Consider the following 16,495-nt stretch of genomic DNA (forward strand, 5'->3'; position numbering starts at 1 on the left):
TCTCCGAAGAACCGCGACTCCGAAGCACCGGCGCCGAGGCGCTCGGCCCGCACCTGCGCGCCGCGTCAGATCGCGAACGGAGCCAGACGCCCGCCGAGGATCGCGGGGACGTGCGCGTGCAGGATCGTGCCGTCGGGGCCGTGGTCCTCGCTGAGGATGATGCCGTGCTCGTGCACCGCCGAGACGAGCTCGCCCCGGTCGTACGGGACGACGGCGTGCACCTCGACGGCCGGAAGCGGCAGGGTCTCCTCGATCCGCTCGCGGAGCTCGTCAATGCCCTCACCGGTGCGGGACGAGACGAACAGCGCCTGCGGCGCGAGGCCGCGCAGCACGAGGCGCATGTCGTCGTCGACGAGGTCGGCCTTGTTGAACACGACGATCTCGGGCAGGTCTCGCGCGCCGACGTCGCCGATCACGTCGCGCACGGTCTGCAGCTGCGCGGCGGGGTCGGGATGCGACCCGTCGACGACGTGCACGATGACGTCGGCCTCGCCGACCTCTTCGAGCGTCGAGCGGAACGCCTCGACCAGCTGGTGCGGGAGGTTCCGGACGAACCCGACCGTGTCGGTGAGCGTGTAGACGCGGCCGTCAGCCGTCTCTGTGCGCCGCACCGAGGTGTCGAGGGTCGCGAACAGCGCGTTCTCGACGAGCACACCGGCGCGGGTCAGGCGGTTGAGCAGGCTCGACTTGCCGGCGTTCGTGTACCCGGCGATCGCGACGGCGGGGATCGTGTTGCGCTTGCGCTCGGCCCGCTTCGCCTCGCGCGCGGGCGCGAAGTCGCGCAACTGATGACGCAGCTGCGCCATCTTGGTGCGGATCCTGCGCCGATCGAGCTCGATCTTCGTCTCACCGGGGCCGCGCGATCCCATGCCCGCTCCGCCCGCGCCGACCTGGCCACCGGCCTGACGGCTCATCGAGTCACCCCAGCCGCGCAGGCGCGGAAGGAGGTACTCGAGCTGGGCGAGTTCGACCTGCGCCTTGCCCTCGCGGGACTTCGCGTGCTGGCTGAAGATGTCGAGGATGACGGTGGTGCGGTCGATCACCTTGACCTTGACGACGTCTTCCAGGGCGCGCCGCTGGCTGGGCGCCAGCTCGGTGTCGGCGATGACCGTGTCGGCGCCGACGGCGGCGACGAGGTCGCGCAGCTCGGCGGCCTTGCCGCGGCCGATGTAGGTGGCGGGGTCGGGGTGCGGACGCCGTTGCAGGACGCCGTCGAGCACGACCGCGCCGGCGGTCTCGGAGAGGGCGGCGAGCTCGCGGAGGGAGTTCTCGGCATCCTCCTGGGACCCCTGCGGGTACACGCCGACGAGGACGACGTTCTCGAGGCGCAGCTGCCGGTACTCGACCTCGGTGACGTCCTCGAGCTCGGTGGACAGGCCCGGGACGCGGCGGAGCGCCGCGCGCTCCTCGCGATCCCACTGGTCGCCGTCGGTGTCGCCGTACGCGACCGTCGCGGCGTCCTGGAGCGCCTGCGCTGTGCCGATCCCCTGCGCTGTGCCGATCCCCTGCTGCGCACCGAACACGTGCACGTCGGCGTGCGATTGCGCGCGCGCGAGCACCCGCTCGACCGGGTCGATAGGCGTGGCCGAGGCGACGGCGTCGTCGCCGGTCGTCGGAGTGGGGGTGGTGTCGGCGGTGTCGGTGCCGCGGGTGGTGCCGGTGTTCTGGGTCATTCGGTCCTTTTCGTGCTGAGCCTTGCAGTCTAGCCGTTCCCACCGGATCAGGGGCGGAGGCGAGAAGGCGGGGGACGTACGGGCGGTGAGAGCGGATGGAGCATCGTGTGCGGCGCGTGGCGCCTCCGCTACGCTCGCAGGATGGGGAGCGACCACTACTTCAGTGCCACCCCGTCCAGTGCCGAGCAGTTGCGCCGCATTCCGGTGACCCTGGGGGGTCGCGCGGGTGAGGTGACGACCGCGGGCGGGGTGTTCAGCCCCGGCCACGTCGACGGCGGGACGGCGGTGCTGCTGGCCAACACGCCCCCGCCTCCGCCGGGCGGCCACCTGCTCGATCTCGGCGCGGGGTGGGGCCCGATCGCCTTGAGCCTCGCGGTCGCCTCGCCGCACGCGACCGTCTGGGCGGTCGACGTCAACGAGCGGGCGCTCGACCTCGTGCGTCGGAACGCCGAGGAGTGGGGCCTGCCCAACGTCAACGCCGTGCTCCCCGACGATATTCCCGGCGACGTGGTCTTCCGCTCGATCCGCTCGAACCCTCCGATCCGTGTCGGCAAGAACGAGCTCCACGGACTCATGGAGCGCTGGCTCCCCCGCCTCGACGAGCGCAGCGACGCCTGGCTCGTCGTGCAGCGGAACCTCGGCTCCGATTCGCTGCAGCGCTGGCTCGCGGCGACCTTCGACGACGGGTACTCCGTGACGCGCGCCGCCACCGCGCGCGGCTTCCGCGTGCTGAAAGTGCGCCGTCACGGCGCGACCCCCACCGCCCCCGTCCCCACCGTGAACGCCTTTCCCGAGTCTGCACCCGAGGAGTGATCGTGAGCGATTCCGCGCAGCGCCGTGTCCCCATCGAGCCGCAGCGCGTGGACGCTCCGCTCACCTCGAACGCGATCATGCTGACCCTCACGCTGACGAGCGCGCCCGACGCGGTCGCGACGGTGCGAAGCGCACTGGCATCCGTCGGCGACCTCGTGAAGAACGTCGCCGTCCGCGACCTGTCGGGCGCGCTGGCGTGTACGGTCGGCATCGGTTCGGACGTGTGGGATGCCGTGACCGGCGCGCCGCGCCCCGCCGAGCTCCACCCTTTCCGTGAAGTCCGCGGCGCGGTGCACACGGCCCCCTCGACCCCGGGCGACCTCTTCGTGCACATCCGCGCGGAGCGTCACGACCTGTGCTTCGAACTGGAGCGCCAGATCCTCGACGCCTTCGGCGGAGCGGTCGCGGTCGCCGACGAGACCGTCGGCTTCCGCTATTTCGATGCGCGCGACCTGCTGGGGTTCGTCGACGGCACCGCGAACCCGGTCGGCGACGCCCTGCCGGCATCCACCCTCATCGGAGCGGAGGATCCGGCCGGCGAAGGCGGGAGCTACCTCGTCGTGCAGAAGTACGTCCACGACATGGGCGTGTGGCGGGCGCATTCGACCGAGACGCAGGAGGCGATCATCGGGCGCACGAAGCTCGACAACGTCGAGCTCGACGACGCCGCGGCGCCCGACCAGAAGTCGCACAAGACGCTGTCGACCATCACCGACGACGCCGGAGTGGAACACGACATCCTGCGTGACAACATGCCCTTCGGCTCGCCCGCTCACGGCGAGTTCGGTACGTACTTCATCGGTTACGCGCGCGAGCTGTGGGTGATCGAGCGCATGCTCGAGCGGATGTTCATCGGCGACCCGCCCGGAAAGCACGATCGCATCCTGGATGCCTCGAGCGCCTGCACCGGGTCGGTGTTCTTCATCCCGCCGCCAGTGCTGCTCGAGAGCCTCGGCGCCTGATCCGCCGCGCCGGCGATCAGGCGAGCGCGACCTCGCCCGAGTAGACGAGGGTCGCAGGCCCCGAAAGCAGGACGTGCGAGCCGTCGCGTTCCTCGACGACGCGGACACCGAGGGTCCCGCCGGGGACCTCCACCGTCCAGACGTCGGGCGCGGCGGCACCGGCCCAGTGCCGCACGGCGAGCGCCGACGCGGCGACGCCCGTGCCGCACGAGAGGGTCTCCCCCACGCCGCGCTCAAAGACGCGCATGCGGATCGCGCCGACACCGTCGCGGACGAGCGGGTCGCCGGGGACGACGAACTCGATGTTCGCGCCGTGGCGGGGCTCGGGGTGCAGCTGCGGGCGCACCGTCAGATCGAGCGCGTCGAGCTCGGCATCCGCTCCCAGCGCGACGACGACGTGCGGGTTGCCGAGGTCGATCGAGACGCCGGGGCGCGGCACGTCGAGGTTCCGCGCGCGGACGACGATGTCGGACTCGTCGATCGCGAACAGGCCCAGGTCGACCTCGAAGCCGGGCGTCGCGCCGAGACCCGGCTCGCTCCGGGTGAGAGTCTTGGTGCCGGCGCGCGTGCCGATGCGCAGGGGTGCGGCGTCGATGTCGGCGAGCCCGGCTTCGACGAGGTACTTCGCGTAGACGCGGATGCCGTTGCCGCACATCTCCGCGGCGGAGCCGTCGGCATTCCGGTAGTCCATGAACCACTCGGCATCGGGCGTCGCATCGCCCTCGGCGATCGCGGAAGACCGCACGACCCGCAGGATGCCGTCACCACCGACACCGAACCGGCGGTCGCAGAGGGCCGCAACCTGGTCGTCGGAGAGGTCGAGCGTGCCGTCGGCGTCGGGCACGATCACGAAGTCGTTGCCCGTGCCGTGCCCCTTGGTGAACGCGATGCTCCGGGCCATCGGCCCAGTCTACGGGCGCGCGCGAGCCGTCCGGCGCACGGGCGAAGGCACCGCGGATCAGTCGGAGATCAGGCGCTTGCCCGTCGTCCACGAGTCGAACGGCTCGTAGCCGAGCCTCGTGTAGAAGTCGTGCACGCCGCCGTTCTCGGGGCGCACCATCAGCTGCACCTTCGGGCAGCCCATGTCGAGCAGAAGCTCCTCGGCGCGCTCCACGAGACGGCGCCCGATGCCCTCGCCGCGGCGGGACGGGGATGCCGCGAGGTAGTACAGCCAGCCGCGGTGCCCGTCGTAGCCGGCCATCACCGTGCCGACGAGGCCGCCGTCGTCGGTCGCGACCAGGAAGAGCTCCGAGTGGACGTCGAGCTTGCGGCTGATGTCCTGATACGGGTTGTTCCAGGGGCGGGTGAGGCCCGTCTCCTGCCAGAGCGAGACGACCGCCTCGGTGTCGGAGGGCTCGAAGCTCCGGATCTCGATGCTCATCCGGGTGAGTCTGCCAGAGTCCCAGCGTCCGCGCCCGGGTCCGTCCACCGCACACCGTCGTAGCGGCGGAACCACGACACCTGCCGCCGGGCGTACCGGCGGGTGAGCGCCTGGGTCTGGGCGATCGCCTCGTCCTCGGTGAGCGCGCCGTCGAGCTGCGCCAGCGCCTGCGCATAACCGATCGCACGGGGCGCGGTCGTGCCGCGCTCGAAGCCCCGCGCGCGCAGGCCGGCGACCTCGTCGAGAAGGCCCGCGGCCCACATGCCCTCCACCCGCGCGTCGAGCCGCACGACGAGCTCGGCACGCGGAACCTCCACGCCGATGATCGTCGTCGGCTCGTGCCACCGCACCGGCGCCGCGGGGAGCGCGGCGCCGTGCGTATCGGCGCCCTGGGCGAGCACCTCGAGGGCGCGGACGATCCGTCGTCCGTTCCGGGGATCCACGCGCGCCGCGGTCTCGGGGTCGCGCGCGCGCAGACGCTCGTAGAGGACGGCGGCGCCCTCGCGCTCGAGCTCGTCCTCGAGCGCCGACCGCGCGGCCGCATCGCGCGGCGGGAACCGGAAGTCGTAGACGACGCTCGAGACGTAGAGCCCCGACCCGCCCACGAGGATCGCGTCGGCGCCGCGCGCGAAGATCTCCTCGATCACCGCGCGCGCCGCGCTCTGGTACCAGGCGACCGCGGCGTCATCGGTGGGCTCGAGGACGTCGAAGAGATGATGCGGGATACCTCGGCGTTCAGCCTCGGGAAGCTTCGCGGTGCCGATGTCCATGCCGCGGTAGAGCTGCATCGCGTCGGCGTTGACGATCTCGGCGGGGCGCCCGCGAGATGCGAGCGCCTCCGCGAGACGCAGCGACAGGTCGGTCTTGCCGGTGCCGGTCGCGCCGACGACCACCCACAGGCGCGGGGCGTCGCCCGGGTGTATCGACGCGTTGCGGTCGCTCACCGACCGGGTGCTTTCGGCATCACCGGGCGCTGAGCGGGGAGCGCAACGCGGAGTCGAAGCGTCACGCGCCGGGAGCGGGCCGGAGGGTGGGGATGCCGAGGCCCACGGCGCGGCGGCCGTCGGCGGTGAGCGATACGGCCGGAGCGGGCACACCGCAGGACTCCGCCTGCGTGCGGTCCCACGCGTCGCCCGCACGCGTGCGGCGGATGCGGAGCGGGGCGCCGTCGGGCGTATCGGCCAGAAGGTGGAAGGGAGCGGCGTGCGTCACGGTCACCGAGACGACATCGCCCGGACGGGGCTTCTCGCTCCCCGCGGGAAGTTCGAAGTGGACGAGCCGGTTGTCCTCGGCGCGGCCGGTGAGGCGGTGCGTCGCGGCATCCTTCTTGCCCTCACCCGTCGACACGAGCACCTCCAGCTCACGGCCGACCTGCGCCTGGTTCTCTTCGAGCGAGATGCGCTCCTGCAGGGCGACGAGGCGCTCGTAGCGCTCCTGCACGACGGCCTTCGGAACCTGGTTCGGCATGGTCGCCGCCGGAGTGCCCTCGCGGATCGAGTACTGGAAGGTGAACGCACTCGCGAACCGCGCCTGCTCGACGACGCGCATCGTGTCTTCGAAGTCCGCGTCGGTCTCACCGGGGAAGCCGACGATGATGTCGGTGGAGATCGCGGCGTGCGGGATGCGCTCGCGCACGCGGTCGAGAATCCCGAGGAACTTCGTGCTCCGGTACGACCGGCGCATCACCTTGAGGATCGCGTCCGACCCCGACTGCAGCGGCATGTGCAGCTGCGGCATGACCGCCGGGGTCTCGGCCATCGCATCGATGACGTCGTCGGTGAAAGCGGCGGGGTGCGGGCTCGTGAAGCGGATGCGCTCGAGACCGGGGATCTCACCGGCGGCGCGGAGGAGCTTTCCGAACGCCTGCCGGTCGCCGAACTCGACGCCGTAGCTGTTGACGTTCTGGCCGAGGAGCGTGACCTCGATCGCGCCGTCGTCGACGAGGAGGCGGATCTCGTTCAGGATGTCGCCGGGGCGGCGGTCCTTCTCCTTGCCGCGCAGGTGCGGCACGATGCAGAACGTGCACGTGTTGTTGCAGCCGACCGAGATCGACACCCAGCCGCTGTAGACCGAGTCGCGTTTGGTGGGGAGGGTGGAGGGGAAGACCTCGAGCGACTCGAGGATCTCGAGCTCCGCGTCGCCGTTGTGGCGGGCGCGCTCGAGCAGGCTCGGGAGCGACCCCATGTTGTGCGTGCCGAAGACGACGTCGACCCACGGCGCCTTCTGCTGCACGGCATCCTTGTCCATCTGGGCGAGGCATCCGCCGACGGCGATCTGCATGCCCTCGTGGGCATTCTTCCGGCTCTTGAGGTGCCCGAGGGTGCCGTAGAGCTTGCCCGCGGCGTTGTCTCGGACGGCGCAGGTGTTGATGACGACGACGTCGGCCTCGGCGCCCGCGTCGGCGCGGACGTAGCCGGCCGACTCCATCGAGCCCGACAGTCGCTCGGAATCGTGGACGTTCATCTGGCAGCCGAAGGTGCGCACCTCGTAGGTGCGGGCGCGCCCGTCGGCGGTCGTCGCGGCCGGCGACGGCGCGATCAGAGTGGGGGCGGCGGACGGAGCAGTCATGATCGCTCCATTGTACGAGCCGCGCGCTCGTCCTCCCTGGGGCTGGGCGCCGACCGGTGCCGAGCGGGCGCTGACCGGCACGCTCAGCGCAGAAGCGAGCGCACGCGACCGGCGGCGAGGGCGGTGAAGCCGATCGCCATGAGCACGAGCACGCCGATCGCAATCACCGCCGAAACGCGGGCATCGCCGACGAGCACGTCGATGCCGTAGAAGGTGCGGAGGAAATCGATCGAGTCGGCGTCGCCCCCGGTGACGGCCTGGACGGCCTGTTCCGTGTACGGACGCCGCATGAGCATCGCACCCTGCGCGAAGGGCAGCGCGTTGATCGTCGAGGCGACGCCGTCCGGGAGCGACCCGACGGGGATGTAGGCGCCCGCGACGAACCCGAGGACGGTGCCGACGATCGTCGCGAACGCCGAATAGGCGCCGGTCGTGCGGAGGAAGGATGCACCGAACGCCGCGAGCGAGGTGAAAGCCGCGCAGCAGAGCACCATGACGCTGAGCGCCTGGATGATCTCGTAGGGCGTCATCCAGATGTCGTGCAGGATGCCGAGATACAGCACCGTCAGGACGAACACGATCGACGACATCACGACGGCGACGACGATCGACGACAGCAGATACCCGAGGACCAGGTGGGTGCGCCGGATCGGGGCGACCAGGAAGTCGGCGAAGCGCCCCGTGGCGCGGTCGTCGACGAGAGTCGAGAGCGCCCCGATGCCGGCGGTGACGGTCGTGAGCAGAACGATGCCCGAGAGCATCCAGCTCGCGATGAACGCCTCGATCTCACTCTTGGACGCCTCGGGCAGCGACGCGGTGAGCCCGTCGACCTGGAGCCGCGCGAGGAAGAGGGTGTAGAGGAAGAACAGGATCAGTCCGCTCATCAGGGAGAACAGCACGTTGAGGCGGTCGCGGAAGAACAGCCGCAGGTTCCGCGCGACGATCGCGGCGACGATCCTCACGCGGCGCCCTCCGTCTTCTCCGCGCCCATCGCTGCGTCGTCGGCGGCATCGGCGGTATCGGCTGCCGGTGTCGTGTCCTCGGGGCCGGTACCGTCGACGCCGGTGAGGGCGAGGAAGACGTCGTCCATCCGACCGTGGCGGAACTCGAAGTCGCGCACATGCCCGTGGTGCGCCTCGAGGACGCGGAAGGCCTCCGCGGCATCCGGGACGGTGATGTGGAGGATGTTCCCGTCGGCGACGGTCTCCGCGGCGCCGACGAGGGCGCGCAGCTCGGCGGGGGAATCGGTGTCGACGGTCAGGGTGCTCCGGCTGTAGCGGGCGCGGAGCGAGGCGGGCGTCCCGCGCGCCACGATCCGGCCGCTCGCGATGATGCACACGTGGTCGGCGCGTTCGGTCTCCTCCATGTAGTGGGTCGTAACGAAGACGGTGAGTCCGTGGTCTTCGCGGAGACGGTCGACCGCGGACCACACGGCGACCCGGCTGGCCGGATCGAGCCCGGCGGTCGGCTCGTCGAGGAACAGGATCGCGGGCTCGTGCAGGAGTGCGCGGGCGATGTCGGCACGGCGTCGCTGACCACCCGACAGTCGACCGTACGGTCGGTCGAGGAATCCGTGGAGGTCGATGAGATCACTGAGCTCGTCGATCCGCCGACCGATCCGGCGGGCCGGCACGCGGGAGAGCGTGCCGCGCAAGCGGAGGTTCTCGCGCACCGTCTGCCCGTCGTCCATGAGGGATGCCTGAAAGACCACGCCGATCGACCGCCGCACGCGGTCCTGCTCGGTGCGAACGTTCGCGCCCGCGACCCGGACCGTGCCCGCGTCGGGTCGAAGCAGTGTGGTGAGGCATCCGATGGTCGTGGACTTCCCGGCTCCGTTCGCGCCGAGGAAGGCGAACATTTCGCCGTCGGCGACGGAGAAGCTGATGCCGTCGACGGCGCGCACCGCGCGGTGCGACTTGACCAATCCGTCGACCTCGATCGCCACGCGCGCCCCGACCCGACGACCACTGGCTGCCGCGCTTCCGGGAGGCTGCATCGTCCTCACCATGAGGGGACGTGACCGTCAGGGCGAGTCTGTCAGATCGTGCCGGAGAAAAGCGAGAGGCAGGAGTGACGGGCGGAAGGGACGAGCAGAGGTGACGGGGAACCTGGAACGCGCGCCCCGCCGCCGCTCACTGGAACCGGACGGTGGTCACTCGGCCGCCGGCGCGCTCGTCGAGCGCACGGCGCGCCGCCTCGAGGGCGTGCGCACCATACCCGCGCCGGGCGAGCTGGCCCGACAGCCGCCGCAACGCGACCTCGCGGTCGAGGTCGCGCATCGACCGGACCTTGCTGCGTGCGAACTCGAGCGCCCGTTCGAGCTCGTCATCGGGAAGCTCCGCGAGCGCCGCGTCGACGACATCGCGCGGGATTCCGCGCTTGGCGAGCGTCTGGGCGATGACCATCCGACCCTGGCCCTTGCGCTCCGTGGCGGTGTGGACGAGTTGCTCGGCGAGCTTCGCGTCATCGAGGTAGCCGTGCCGGACGAACCGGTCGACGATCTCGTCGGCCGATGCCCGATCGACCTCGCGCTCACGCAGCACGTCGCGCGCTTCGCGCTCGGAGAGCGAGCGCGTCCGCAGCTTCCGCAGGAGCGCGGCCTCTCCCGAGTCCGCGATCTCGCCGGCGGAAGCGGTGTCGTCATCCACCGGCGAGTCGTCGCCTCCTGCGGCGACCGCGCACCCCGAGCCGGGCGCGCCCGGCGCGGCCGACCCGGGCACCGTGCTCGGGCGTTCGACGACCGGCGCCGTCCACGTCGTGTGCCACGACGGGTCTTGCGCGTCTTCCGCGCCGGGACCGGACGCCGCGTCGAGCGCCTCCGCAGACGGGGCCTCGGGCTGGCGCGCGGGCGCCGCATCACGCGGGCCGAACAGCGGGGTCACGGGGGCGAGGCGCTCGGCCCCGCCCCCGAAGTCGCCGGTCATCAGGCCGGCCGGCGGGCCGCCAGCTCGTCGCCGGCGGGAGCGTCGGAGCCCTCGACGACCTTGGGCTGCCCGATGCCGAGCTTCTGCAGGATCTTCTGCTCGATGTCGGCGGCGATGTCGGTGTTCTTCAGGAGGAAGTTGCGGGCGTTCTCCTTGCCCTGGCCCAGCTGCTCACCGTCGTAGGTGTACCAGGCGCCCGACTTCTTCACGATGCCCTGGTCGACGCCGTAATCGATGAGCGATCCCTCGCGCGAGATGCCGACGCCATAGAGGATGTCGAACTCGGCCTGCTTGAACGGCGGGGCCATCTTGTTCTTGACGACCTTCACGCGCGTGCGGTTTCCGACCGCCTCCGTGCCGTCCTTAAGGGTCTCGATGCGACGGATGTCGAGGCGGACCGAGGCGTAGAACTTCAGCGCCTTACCACCGGCGGTGGTCTCGGGAGAGCCGAAGAACACGCCGATCTTCTCGCGCAGCTGGTTGATGAAGATCATCGTGGTGCCGGTCTGGTTCAGGCCACCGGTGAGCTTGCGGAGCGCCTGGGACATGAGGCGCGCCTGGAGACCCACGTGGGAGTCACCCATCTCGCCTTCGATCTCGGCCTTGGGCACCAGCGCGGCGACGGAGTCGATCACGACGAGGTCGATCGCCCCGGAGCGCACGAGCATGTCGGCGATCTCGAGCGCCTGCTCGCCCGTGTCGGGCTGCGAAACGAGCAGCTGGTCGATGTCGACGCCCAGCTTCTGCGCATAGTCGGGGTCGAGCGCGTGTTCGGCATCCACGAACGCGGCGATGCCGCCGGCGCGCTGGACGTTCGCGATCGCGTGCAACGTGAGGGTCGTCTTACCGGACGACTCCGGTCCGTAGATCTCGACGATGCGCCCGCGGGGCAGGCCGCCGACGCCGAGGGCGACGTCGAGGGCGATGGAGCCCGTGGGGATGACGGCGACGGGTGCGCGCTCGTCGCTGCCGAGGCGCATCACCGAGCCCTTTCCGAACTGCCGGTCGATCTGGGCGAGGGCCGACTCGAGGGCCTTCTCGCGGTCTGCGGGTGAGGGCATGACGTGCTCCTTCTTGTTCTGCCGTCGGCGGCTGCGCCGCGTCGGGATATCCGTCGCCTGTAGGCTGTCGCGCCCCGCCCCGACGGGGTGGGATCTGCGACAAGGCGGAGGTGTCGTGGTGACGCTGACCACGTTACGAAGGGCCTCCGACATCGGTCGGCGAATCCCGCGCAACGGTGGATAACTTCCCCGCGATCCCTCTTGTTGGAGGAGCCTATGACCGCCTCGAACAAAAATACGACGACACGCCGTGTCTTCCAACCGGTGTCGTCGTATCCGCCTCAGCGTCGTGGTTCGCGCATGCCGACACCGTGACGGCGCGACTCGGGCACGTCGGCCTCGACGCACAGCGCCAGCCACACGTCGCGCGGGTCGACGCCGTCGGCGAGGGCTTCGGCCGCCGTGCGGTGGCCGACCCCGCCGAGCGTCAGGTCCGCGACGACGGATGCCGCGCGCGCCCCGAACTCCGCGTCGACAGCCCGCGTGAACTCGCTGCGACGCACGTCAACGCAGCGAGAGCTGCGGCTGGATGTCGCCCTCGAGCGCAGCCAGGTCGTCGGGGACGACGTCGGGGAAGACCTGCAGGCCCTCGAGCACCGAGATGCGGTCGCCGACCTCGCGCATGATGGTGGAGATGGGAACATCGAGCGCGTCGGCGACCGAGGCGAGGATCTCGCTCGATGCCTCTTTCTGACCGCGCTCGACCTCGCTCAAATAGCCGAGGGCGACGCTCGCGCGTCCCGCGACCTGACGGAGGGTGCGCCCCTTCTGCAGGCGGAAGTCGCGCAGGACTTCGCCGATCTCTTGACGAACCAGGATCATCTCGGGCCCCCTCCTTCGATAGTGAATCCGCGTCCCGGGTGGACAACAGTACCGCACCGGTGAGTCACTGTGGTGGACACACTAGCCCGCCGGTGCTGGGGAATGGTTGGGAATCACTGAGACGTAACAGGCTCGTCACGCAGGCTATTCCCGATGCGGCCGTGGGCGCGGTGCGCGCACCCTGGCCACCGGCATCCGGGTGCCGGGTTTCGTCGCACAGAGCGTCGGATGCCGACAGAACGCGGCACCTCGAAGCGCCACCCCGACGGGGACCCCGGGCTCAGAGAGCCTCGAGCGCGACGCGGACCGCAAGGGCGGCCGCCTCGGCGCGGATGGCGGCCCGGTCGCCGCCCAGCTGCACCGACTCGACGCGCGAGCCGAGCGGCGTCGAGACGGCGATATGCACCGTTCCGACAGGTTGCCCGTCGGGTGACACGGGACCGGCGATGCCCGTCGTCGCGATGCCGACGTCGGCCGGTTCACCGTCGCGGCCGACCGCGCGCCGGACGCCCTCCGCCATCTGCCGCGCGACCCGCGGGTGCACGGGGCCGTGGGCCGAGAGCAGCGTCTCGTCGACGCCGAGCAGGGCCGCCTTGAGATCGGTCGCGTAGGCGACGATCCCCCCGCGCAAGGCTGCGGATGCCCCCGGCACGGCGACGATGGACGCGACGACGAGGCCCCCGGTGAGCGACTCGGCGACACCCAGCGTCCAGCCGAGCTCGCCCAGGCGCGCGACGAGCCGCTCCGGTTCGCTGAGGCGACCCACCGACACCTGAGTGCTCTCGAGGTCCTCGGGGAGGTCGGAGTGCCGCTCGGCGGGTGTGCGCGTGGTCATCGCCGCTCCCCCGATCCGCGGTCGGCCGATCGCGTCGACCGCGCGCCGCGCACCTCGGTCACGACGTAGTCGATGCCGCTCGCGATCGTGAGGACGACGGCGATCGTCATCGCGATGGTGTTCACGACGTGGATCCAGTCGCCCACGATCGCCCACAGCGGCAGCAGCGCGAGCGACAGCGCGACCGCCTGCGCGACGGTCTTGAGCTTCCCCATCCAGGCGGCCGCGACGACGTGATCGCTCGCCACCAGGAGACGGTGCACGGTGATGCCGACCTCGCGGATGAGCACAACGATCGTGATCCACCACGGCAGCTCGCCGAGGATCGACAGGCCGACGAACGCGCAGCCGGTGAGCGCCTTGTCGGCGATGGGGTCGAGGAGCTTTCCGAGGTCGGTGACGATCTCGTACTTGCGTGCGAGGTATCCATCGATCCCGTCGGTGGCGATCGCGACGATGAAGAGGATCGCCGCCCACCAGCGGAGTGGCCCGTCGTTCCCGGCATCCGCCAACAGCATCCAGAGGAACACCGGCGCGCACAGGATGCGCACGATCGTGATCGCGTTCGGGAGCTGGCGGGGGATCGTCACGAACCGAGCCTACCCGCCGGAAGGCGCCATTCCCGGGCGATGCGAGGGGTCAGTCGCGGCCGGTGAGACCCCAAGCATCCTCCGAGCCGTCGTCGCCGTCGACGACCTCGTAGCCGGCGAACTGGTCGGTGACCGCGTCGGATCCGTAGGGGTCTTCGGTGGCGGATGCCTCAGCTGCCGCGGGCGCCGGCGGCTCGTCGCCGCGCAGGCGGGCGAGCACCTCGGGGAGCTGCTCGGGCGTCACGAGCACGTCGCGGGCCTTCGACCCCTCGGAGGGGCCGACGATTTCGCGCGACTCGAGCAGATCCATGAGCCGGCCCGCCTTCGCGAACCCGACGCGGAGCTTGCGCTGCAACATCGAGGTCGAGCCGAACTGGGTCGAGATGATCTGCTCGGCGGCGGCCAGCAGCAGTTCGAGGTCGTCACCGATGTCGGCGTCGATCTCCTTCTTCTCGGCGACGGCCTCGACGTCGGAGCGGTACTCGGGCCGCGCCTGGTTCTTGACGTGGTGGACGACCTTCTCGATCTCGCTCTCCGCGACCCAGGCTCCCTGCACGCGGAGCGCCTTCGAGGCCCCCATCGGGAGGAACAGTCCGTCGCCCTGGCCGATCAGCCGGTCGGCGCCGGGCTGGTCGAGGATGACGCGCGAATCGGTGACGCTCGTGACGGCGAACGCGAGCCGCGAGGGCACATTCGCCTTGATGAGACCCGTGACGACGTCGACCGACGGGCGCTGCGTGGCGAGCACCAGGTGGATGCCGGACGCGCGCGCGAGCTGGGTGATGCGGACGATCGAGTCCTCGACGTCGCGCGGCGCGACCATCATGAGGTCGGCGAGCTCGTCGACGACGACGAGGAGATAGGGATAGGGCTTCAGCACACGCTCGCTGCCGACGGGGAGATTGATCTCCCCCGCGACGACGGCCTTGTTGAAGTCGTCGATGTGGCGGAACCCGAACGACGCGAGGTCGTCGTACCGCATGTCCATCTCCTTCACGACCCACTGCAACGCCTCGGCGGCCTTCTTGGGGTTCGTGATGATGGGGGTGATGAGGTGCGGCACGCCCGCATAGCTCGTGAGCTCCACGCGCTTCGGGTCGATGAGGACCATCCGCACCTCGGAGGGCTTCGCCCGCATGAGGAGCGAGGTGATCATCGAGTTGACGAAGCTCGACTTGCCCGAGCCGGTGGAGCCGGCGACGAGCAGGTGCGGCATCTTCGCGAGGTTCGCGACGACGTAGCCGCCGCCGACGTCCTTGCCGACGCCGATCGTCATCGGGTGGGTCTGGCTCGTCGCCGCCTGCGAGCGCAGCACGTCGCCGAGCGTCACGATCTCGCGGTCGGTGTTCGGGATCTCGACGCCGATCGCGCTCTTGCCGGGGATGGGCGCGAGGATGCGCACCTCGTTCGAGGCGACGGCGTACGCGATGTTGTTCGTCAGCGCCGTGATGCGCTCGACCTTGACGCCGGGGCCGAGCGCGATCTCGTACTGCGTGACCGTCGGGCCGCGCGAGAAGCCGGTCACCCGGGCATCCACCGAGAACTGCTCGAAGACGCCCGTGATCGCGGCGACGACGCGGTCGTTCGCCTCGGAGCGGGCCTTCGGGGGCGTGCCCTGCGCGAGGGCTGTGACGGCGGGGAGGCGGTACGGCGCCTGCGGCGGGCGGCCGTCGTGGTCGTCGCCGAGCGCGGAGATCCCGGGGAGTGTGCCGTCGTCGAGGACGATCTCGCCGCTGTCCTCGCGGATGCCGGTGTCACCGCGCCGGGCGGCCTTCTTCGCCTTCGCGATGACGGCCGGGTCGATGATCTCGGTCGCGGCGTCGGGAAGGGGCGGCATCGGGGGGACGGGCGGGATCTGCGGCGTCGCGATCGCCTGGTCGAAGCCGCCGTCGCCGCTCGAACTCAGCAGTGCGGTGAGGTCGTCGGCGCCGAGGTTGCCGTCGACGTCCTCCTCACGGCCCGTCTTGTTGCGGCGCCACCACGGCGTCCCGGCATCCTTCGCCGTGTCATCGTCCGCGGTGTCGAAGGCGACCGTGGGGCCGGTGGCCCCGGCATCCGTCGCCGCGTCGTTCTGCGGGCGCGCGGGGCGTTCGGCGTCGAACATCCAGGCGTACAGGTCGCCGAGGCGACGCCCGATGCGGTTCGGCGGCGTCTTCGTGAGGATCAGGACGCTGAGGATCGTGAGGAATCCGAGCACGATGTACGCGCCGACCTCGGCGAGAAGCGTCAGCGGCTCCCCCACCATCCAGCCGAACAGTCCACCCGCCTGGCTGAGCGCGGGAAGCAGTTCGCGAGGCTGCGGACGCCCACCGGCGAGGTGGCAGAACCCCGCGATCGAGAGGACGAAGAGGCCGAAGCCGATGCCGATGCGTCCGTTGTCGTGCACGGAGGGCGGATGCCGGAAGAGCCACCCCGCGAGAAGAAGCAGCAGCACCGGCATGATGAACGCCTCGCGGCCGATCAGGGCGCCCACCGTGTAGGCGCTGATCGTGGTGCCGACATCGGTGCCGATGAGGAACCACTCCACGATCGCGCCGGCGATGGCGAGGAGAACGAGGAAGAACGGGAACCCGTCGCGGCGCTGATCCTTCTCCAAGGCCTCGGGCCCGAAGGCACGGAACATGCCGCCGGTCGCATGCGCGAGTCCGAGCCACATCCGGACGATGACGGGCGGCTTGTCGACGTCGTCGACGTAACGCTTGGGGGTCGGCTCGGGCTTCCGGGCGCGCGACGAGGACCCGCCCTTGCCGGATCCTGAGGATCCGCGGGCGCTCGTGGTCGTCGTGGTGCTCCTGGCCATCACTCCACGGTAGGCGCAGGGGCCGACATTTCCGCGGATTGACGCGGCCGTGGAGGTGACGGGCGC

At 70.8% G+C, this 16,495-nt stretch carries 16 protein-coding genes; 2 read left to right on the plus strand and 14 right to left on the minus strand.

Going from position 1 to position 16,495, the window contains the following annotated elements:
* Nucleotides 1-65: 65 nt before the first annotated feature.
* Nucleotides 66-1,673 carry a GTPase HflX gene (hflX, locus tag AC3ENQ_RS09945; RefSeq protein WP_431804150.1) on the minus strand — a complete coding sequence of 536 codons (1,608 nt, stop codon included), beginning with the start codon at nt 1,671-1,673 and terminating at the stop codon, nt 66-68.
* A 141-nt stretch (nt 1,674-1,814) separates the two neighbouring features.
* Here hflX and AC3ENQ_RS09950 point away from each other — a divergent pair, with 141 nt between their 5' ends.
* Both AC3ENQ_RS09950 and AC3ENQ_RS09955 read left to right on the plus strand, forming a co-directional pair.
* Nucleotides 1,815-2,486, plus strand: coding sequence for a class I SAM-dependent methyltransferase (locus AC3ENQ_RS09950; protein ID WP_431804152.1), 672 nt, complete (start codon nt 1,815-1,817; stop codon nt 2,484-2,486).
* 2 nt (nt 2,487-2,488) lie between these two features.
* Nucleotides 2,489-3,448, plus strand: coding sequence for a Dyp-type peroxidase (locus tag AC3ENQ_RS09955; RefSeq protein WP_431804154.1), 960 nt, complete (start codon nt 2,489-2,491; stop codon nt 3,446-3,448).
* Nucleotides 3,449-3,464: 16 nt separating this feature from the next.
* Here the strand turns inward: AC3ENQ_RS09955 and dapF are convergent, their stop codons facing one another.
* The 13 genes from dapF to AC3ENQ_RS10020 form a co-directional block, all read right to left on the minus strand.
* On the minus strand, nt 3,465-4,349 hold the full coding sequence (gene dapF, locus AC3ENQ_RS09960) for a diaminopimelate epimerase (RefSeq protein ID WP_431804156.1): 885 nt from the start codon (nt 4,347-4,349) through the stop codon (nt 3,465-3,467).
* A 57-nt stretch (nt 4,350-4,406) separates the two neighbouring features.
* A complete protein-coding gene (locus AC3ENQ_RS09965; protein ID WP_431804158.1) occupies nt 4,407-4,829 on the minus strand; it encodes a GNAT family acetyltransferase in 423 nt (140 codons plus the stop codon).
* The gene (gene miaA, locus AC3ENQ_RS09970) at nt 4,826-5,773 is read right to left on the minus strand and encodes a tRNA (adenosine(37)-N6)-dimethylallyltransferase MiaA (RefSeq protein ID WP_431804160.1); all 948 of its coding nucleotides are present in this window, start codon (nt 5,771-5,773) and stop codon (nt 4,826-4,828) included. Before miaA ends, AC3ENQ_RS09965 begins: the two co-directional genes overlap by 4 nt.
* Nucleotides 5,774-5,834: 61 nt before the next feature.
* Nucleotides 5,835-7,397 carry a tRNA (N6-isopentenyl adenosine(37)-C2)-methylthiotransferase MiaB gene (gene miaB / locus AC3ENQ_RS09975; protein WP_431804162.1) on the minus strand — a complete coding sequence of 521 codons (1,563 nt, stop codon included), beginning with the start codon at nt 7,395-7,397 and terminating at the stop codon, nt 5,835-5,837.
* 83 nt (nt 7,398-7,480) lie between these two features.
* Nucleotides 7,481-8,359 carry an ABC transporter permease gene (locus AC3ENQ_RS09980; RefSeq protein WP_431804164.1) on the minus strand — a complete coding sequence of 293 codons (879 nt, stop codon included), beginning with the start codon at nt 8,357-8,359 and terminating at the stop codon, nt 7,481-7,483.
* Nucleotides 8,356-9,393 carry an ABC transporter ATP-binding protein gene (locus AC3ENQ_RS09985; RefSeq protein ID WP_431804166.1) on the minus strand — a complete coding sequence of 346 codons (1,038 nt, stop codon included), beginning with the start codon at nt 9,391-9,393 and terminating at the stop codon, nt 8,356-8,358. The genes AC3ENQ_RS09980 and AC3ENQ_RS09985 overlap by 4 nt, the downstream gene beginning before the upstream one ends.
* Nucleotides 9,394-9,529: 136 nt before the next feature.
* Entirely contained in the window at nt 9,530-10,321 is a 792-nt protein-coding gene (locus AC3ENQ_RS09990; RefSeq protein ID WP_431804168.1) for a regulatory protein RecX, read from the minus strand.
* Nucleotides 10,321-11,382: a recombinase RecA gene (gene recA, locus AC3ENQ_RS09995; protein WP_431804170.1), complete on the minus strand. Its 1,062-nt coding sequence runs from the start codon at nt 11,380-11,382 to the stop codon at nt 10,321-10,323. Before recA ends, AC3ENQ_RS09990 begins: the two co-directional genes overlap by 1 nt.
* A 281-nt stretch (nt 11,383-11,663) precedes the next feature.
* Nucleotides 11,664-11,885 (minus strand): DUF3046 domain-containing protein, encoded by a 222-nt coding sequence (locus AC3ENQ_RS10000; RefSeq protein ID WP_431804172.1) that lies wholly within the window; start codon nt 11,883-11,885, stop codon nt 11,664-11,666.
* Between the two features lies 1 nt (nt 11,886).
* Complete coding sequence (locus tag AC3ENQ_RS10005) at nt 11,887-12,204, minus strand: helix-turn-helix domain-containing protein (protein WP_431804174.1); 318 nt, start codon at nt 12,202-12,204, stop codon at nt 11,887-11,889.
* Between the two features lie 280 nt (nt 12,205-12,484).
* The gene (locus AC3ENQ_RS10010; protein WP_431804176.1) at nt 12,485-13,039 is read right to left on the minus strand and encodes a CinA family protein; all 555 of its coding nucleotides are present in this window, start codon (nt 13,037-13,039) and stop codon (nt 12,485-12,487) included.
* Nucleotides 13,036-13,629: a CDP-diacylglycerol--glycerol-3-phosphate 3-phosphatidyltransferase gene (gene pgsA / locus AC3ENQ_RS10015; RefSeq protein WP_431804178.1), complete on the minus strand. Its 594-nt coding sequence runs from the start codon at nt 13,627-13,629 to the stop codon at nt 13,036-13,038. The genes AC3ENQ_RS10010 and pgsA overlap by 4 nt, the downstream gene beginning before the upstream one ends.
* 49 nt (nt 13,630-13,678) lie before the next feature.
* A complete protein-coding gene (locus AC3ENQ_RS10020; RefSeq protein WP_431804180.1) occupies nt 13,679-16,429 on the minus strand; it encodes an FtsK/SpoIIIE family DNA translocase in 2,751 nt (916 codons plus the stop codon).
* Nucleotides 16,430-16,495: the final 66 nt, after the last annotated feature.

Source organism: Microbacterium sp. bgisy203, assembly GCF_057706945.1.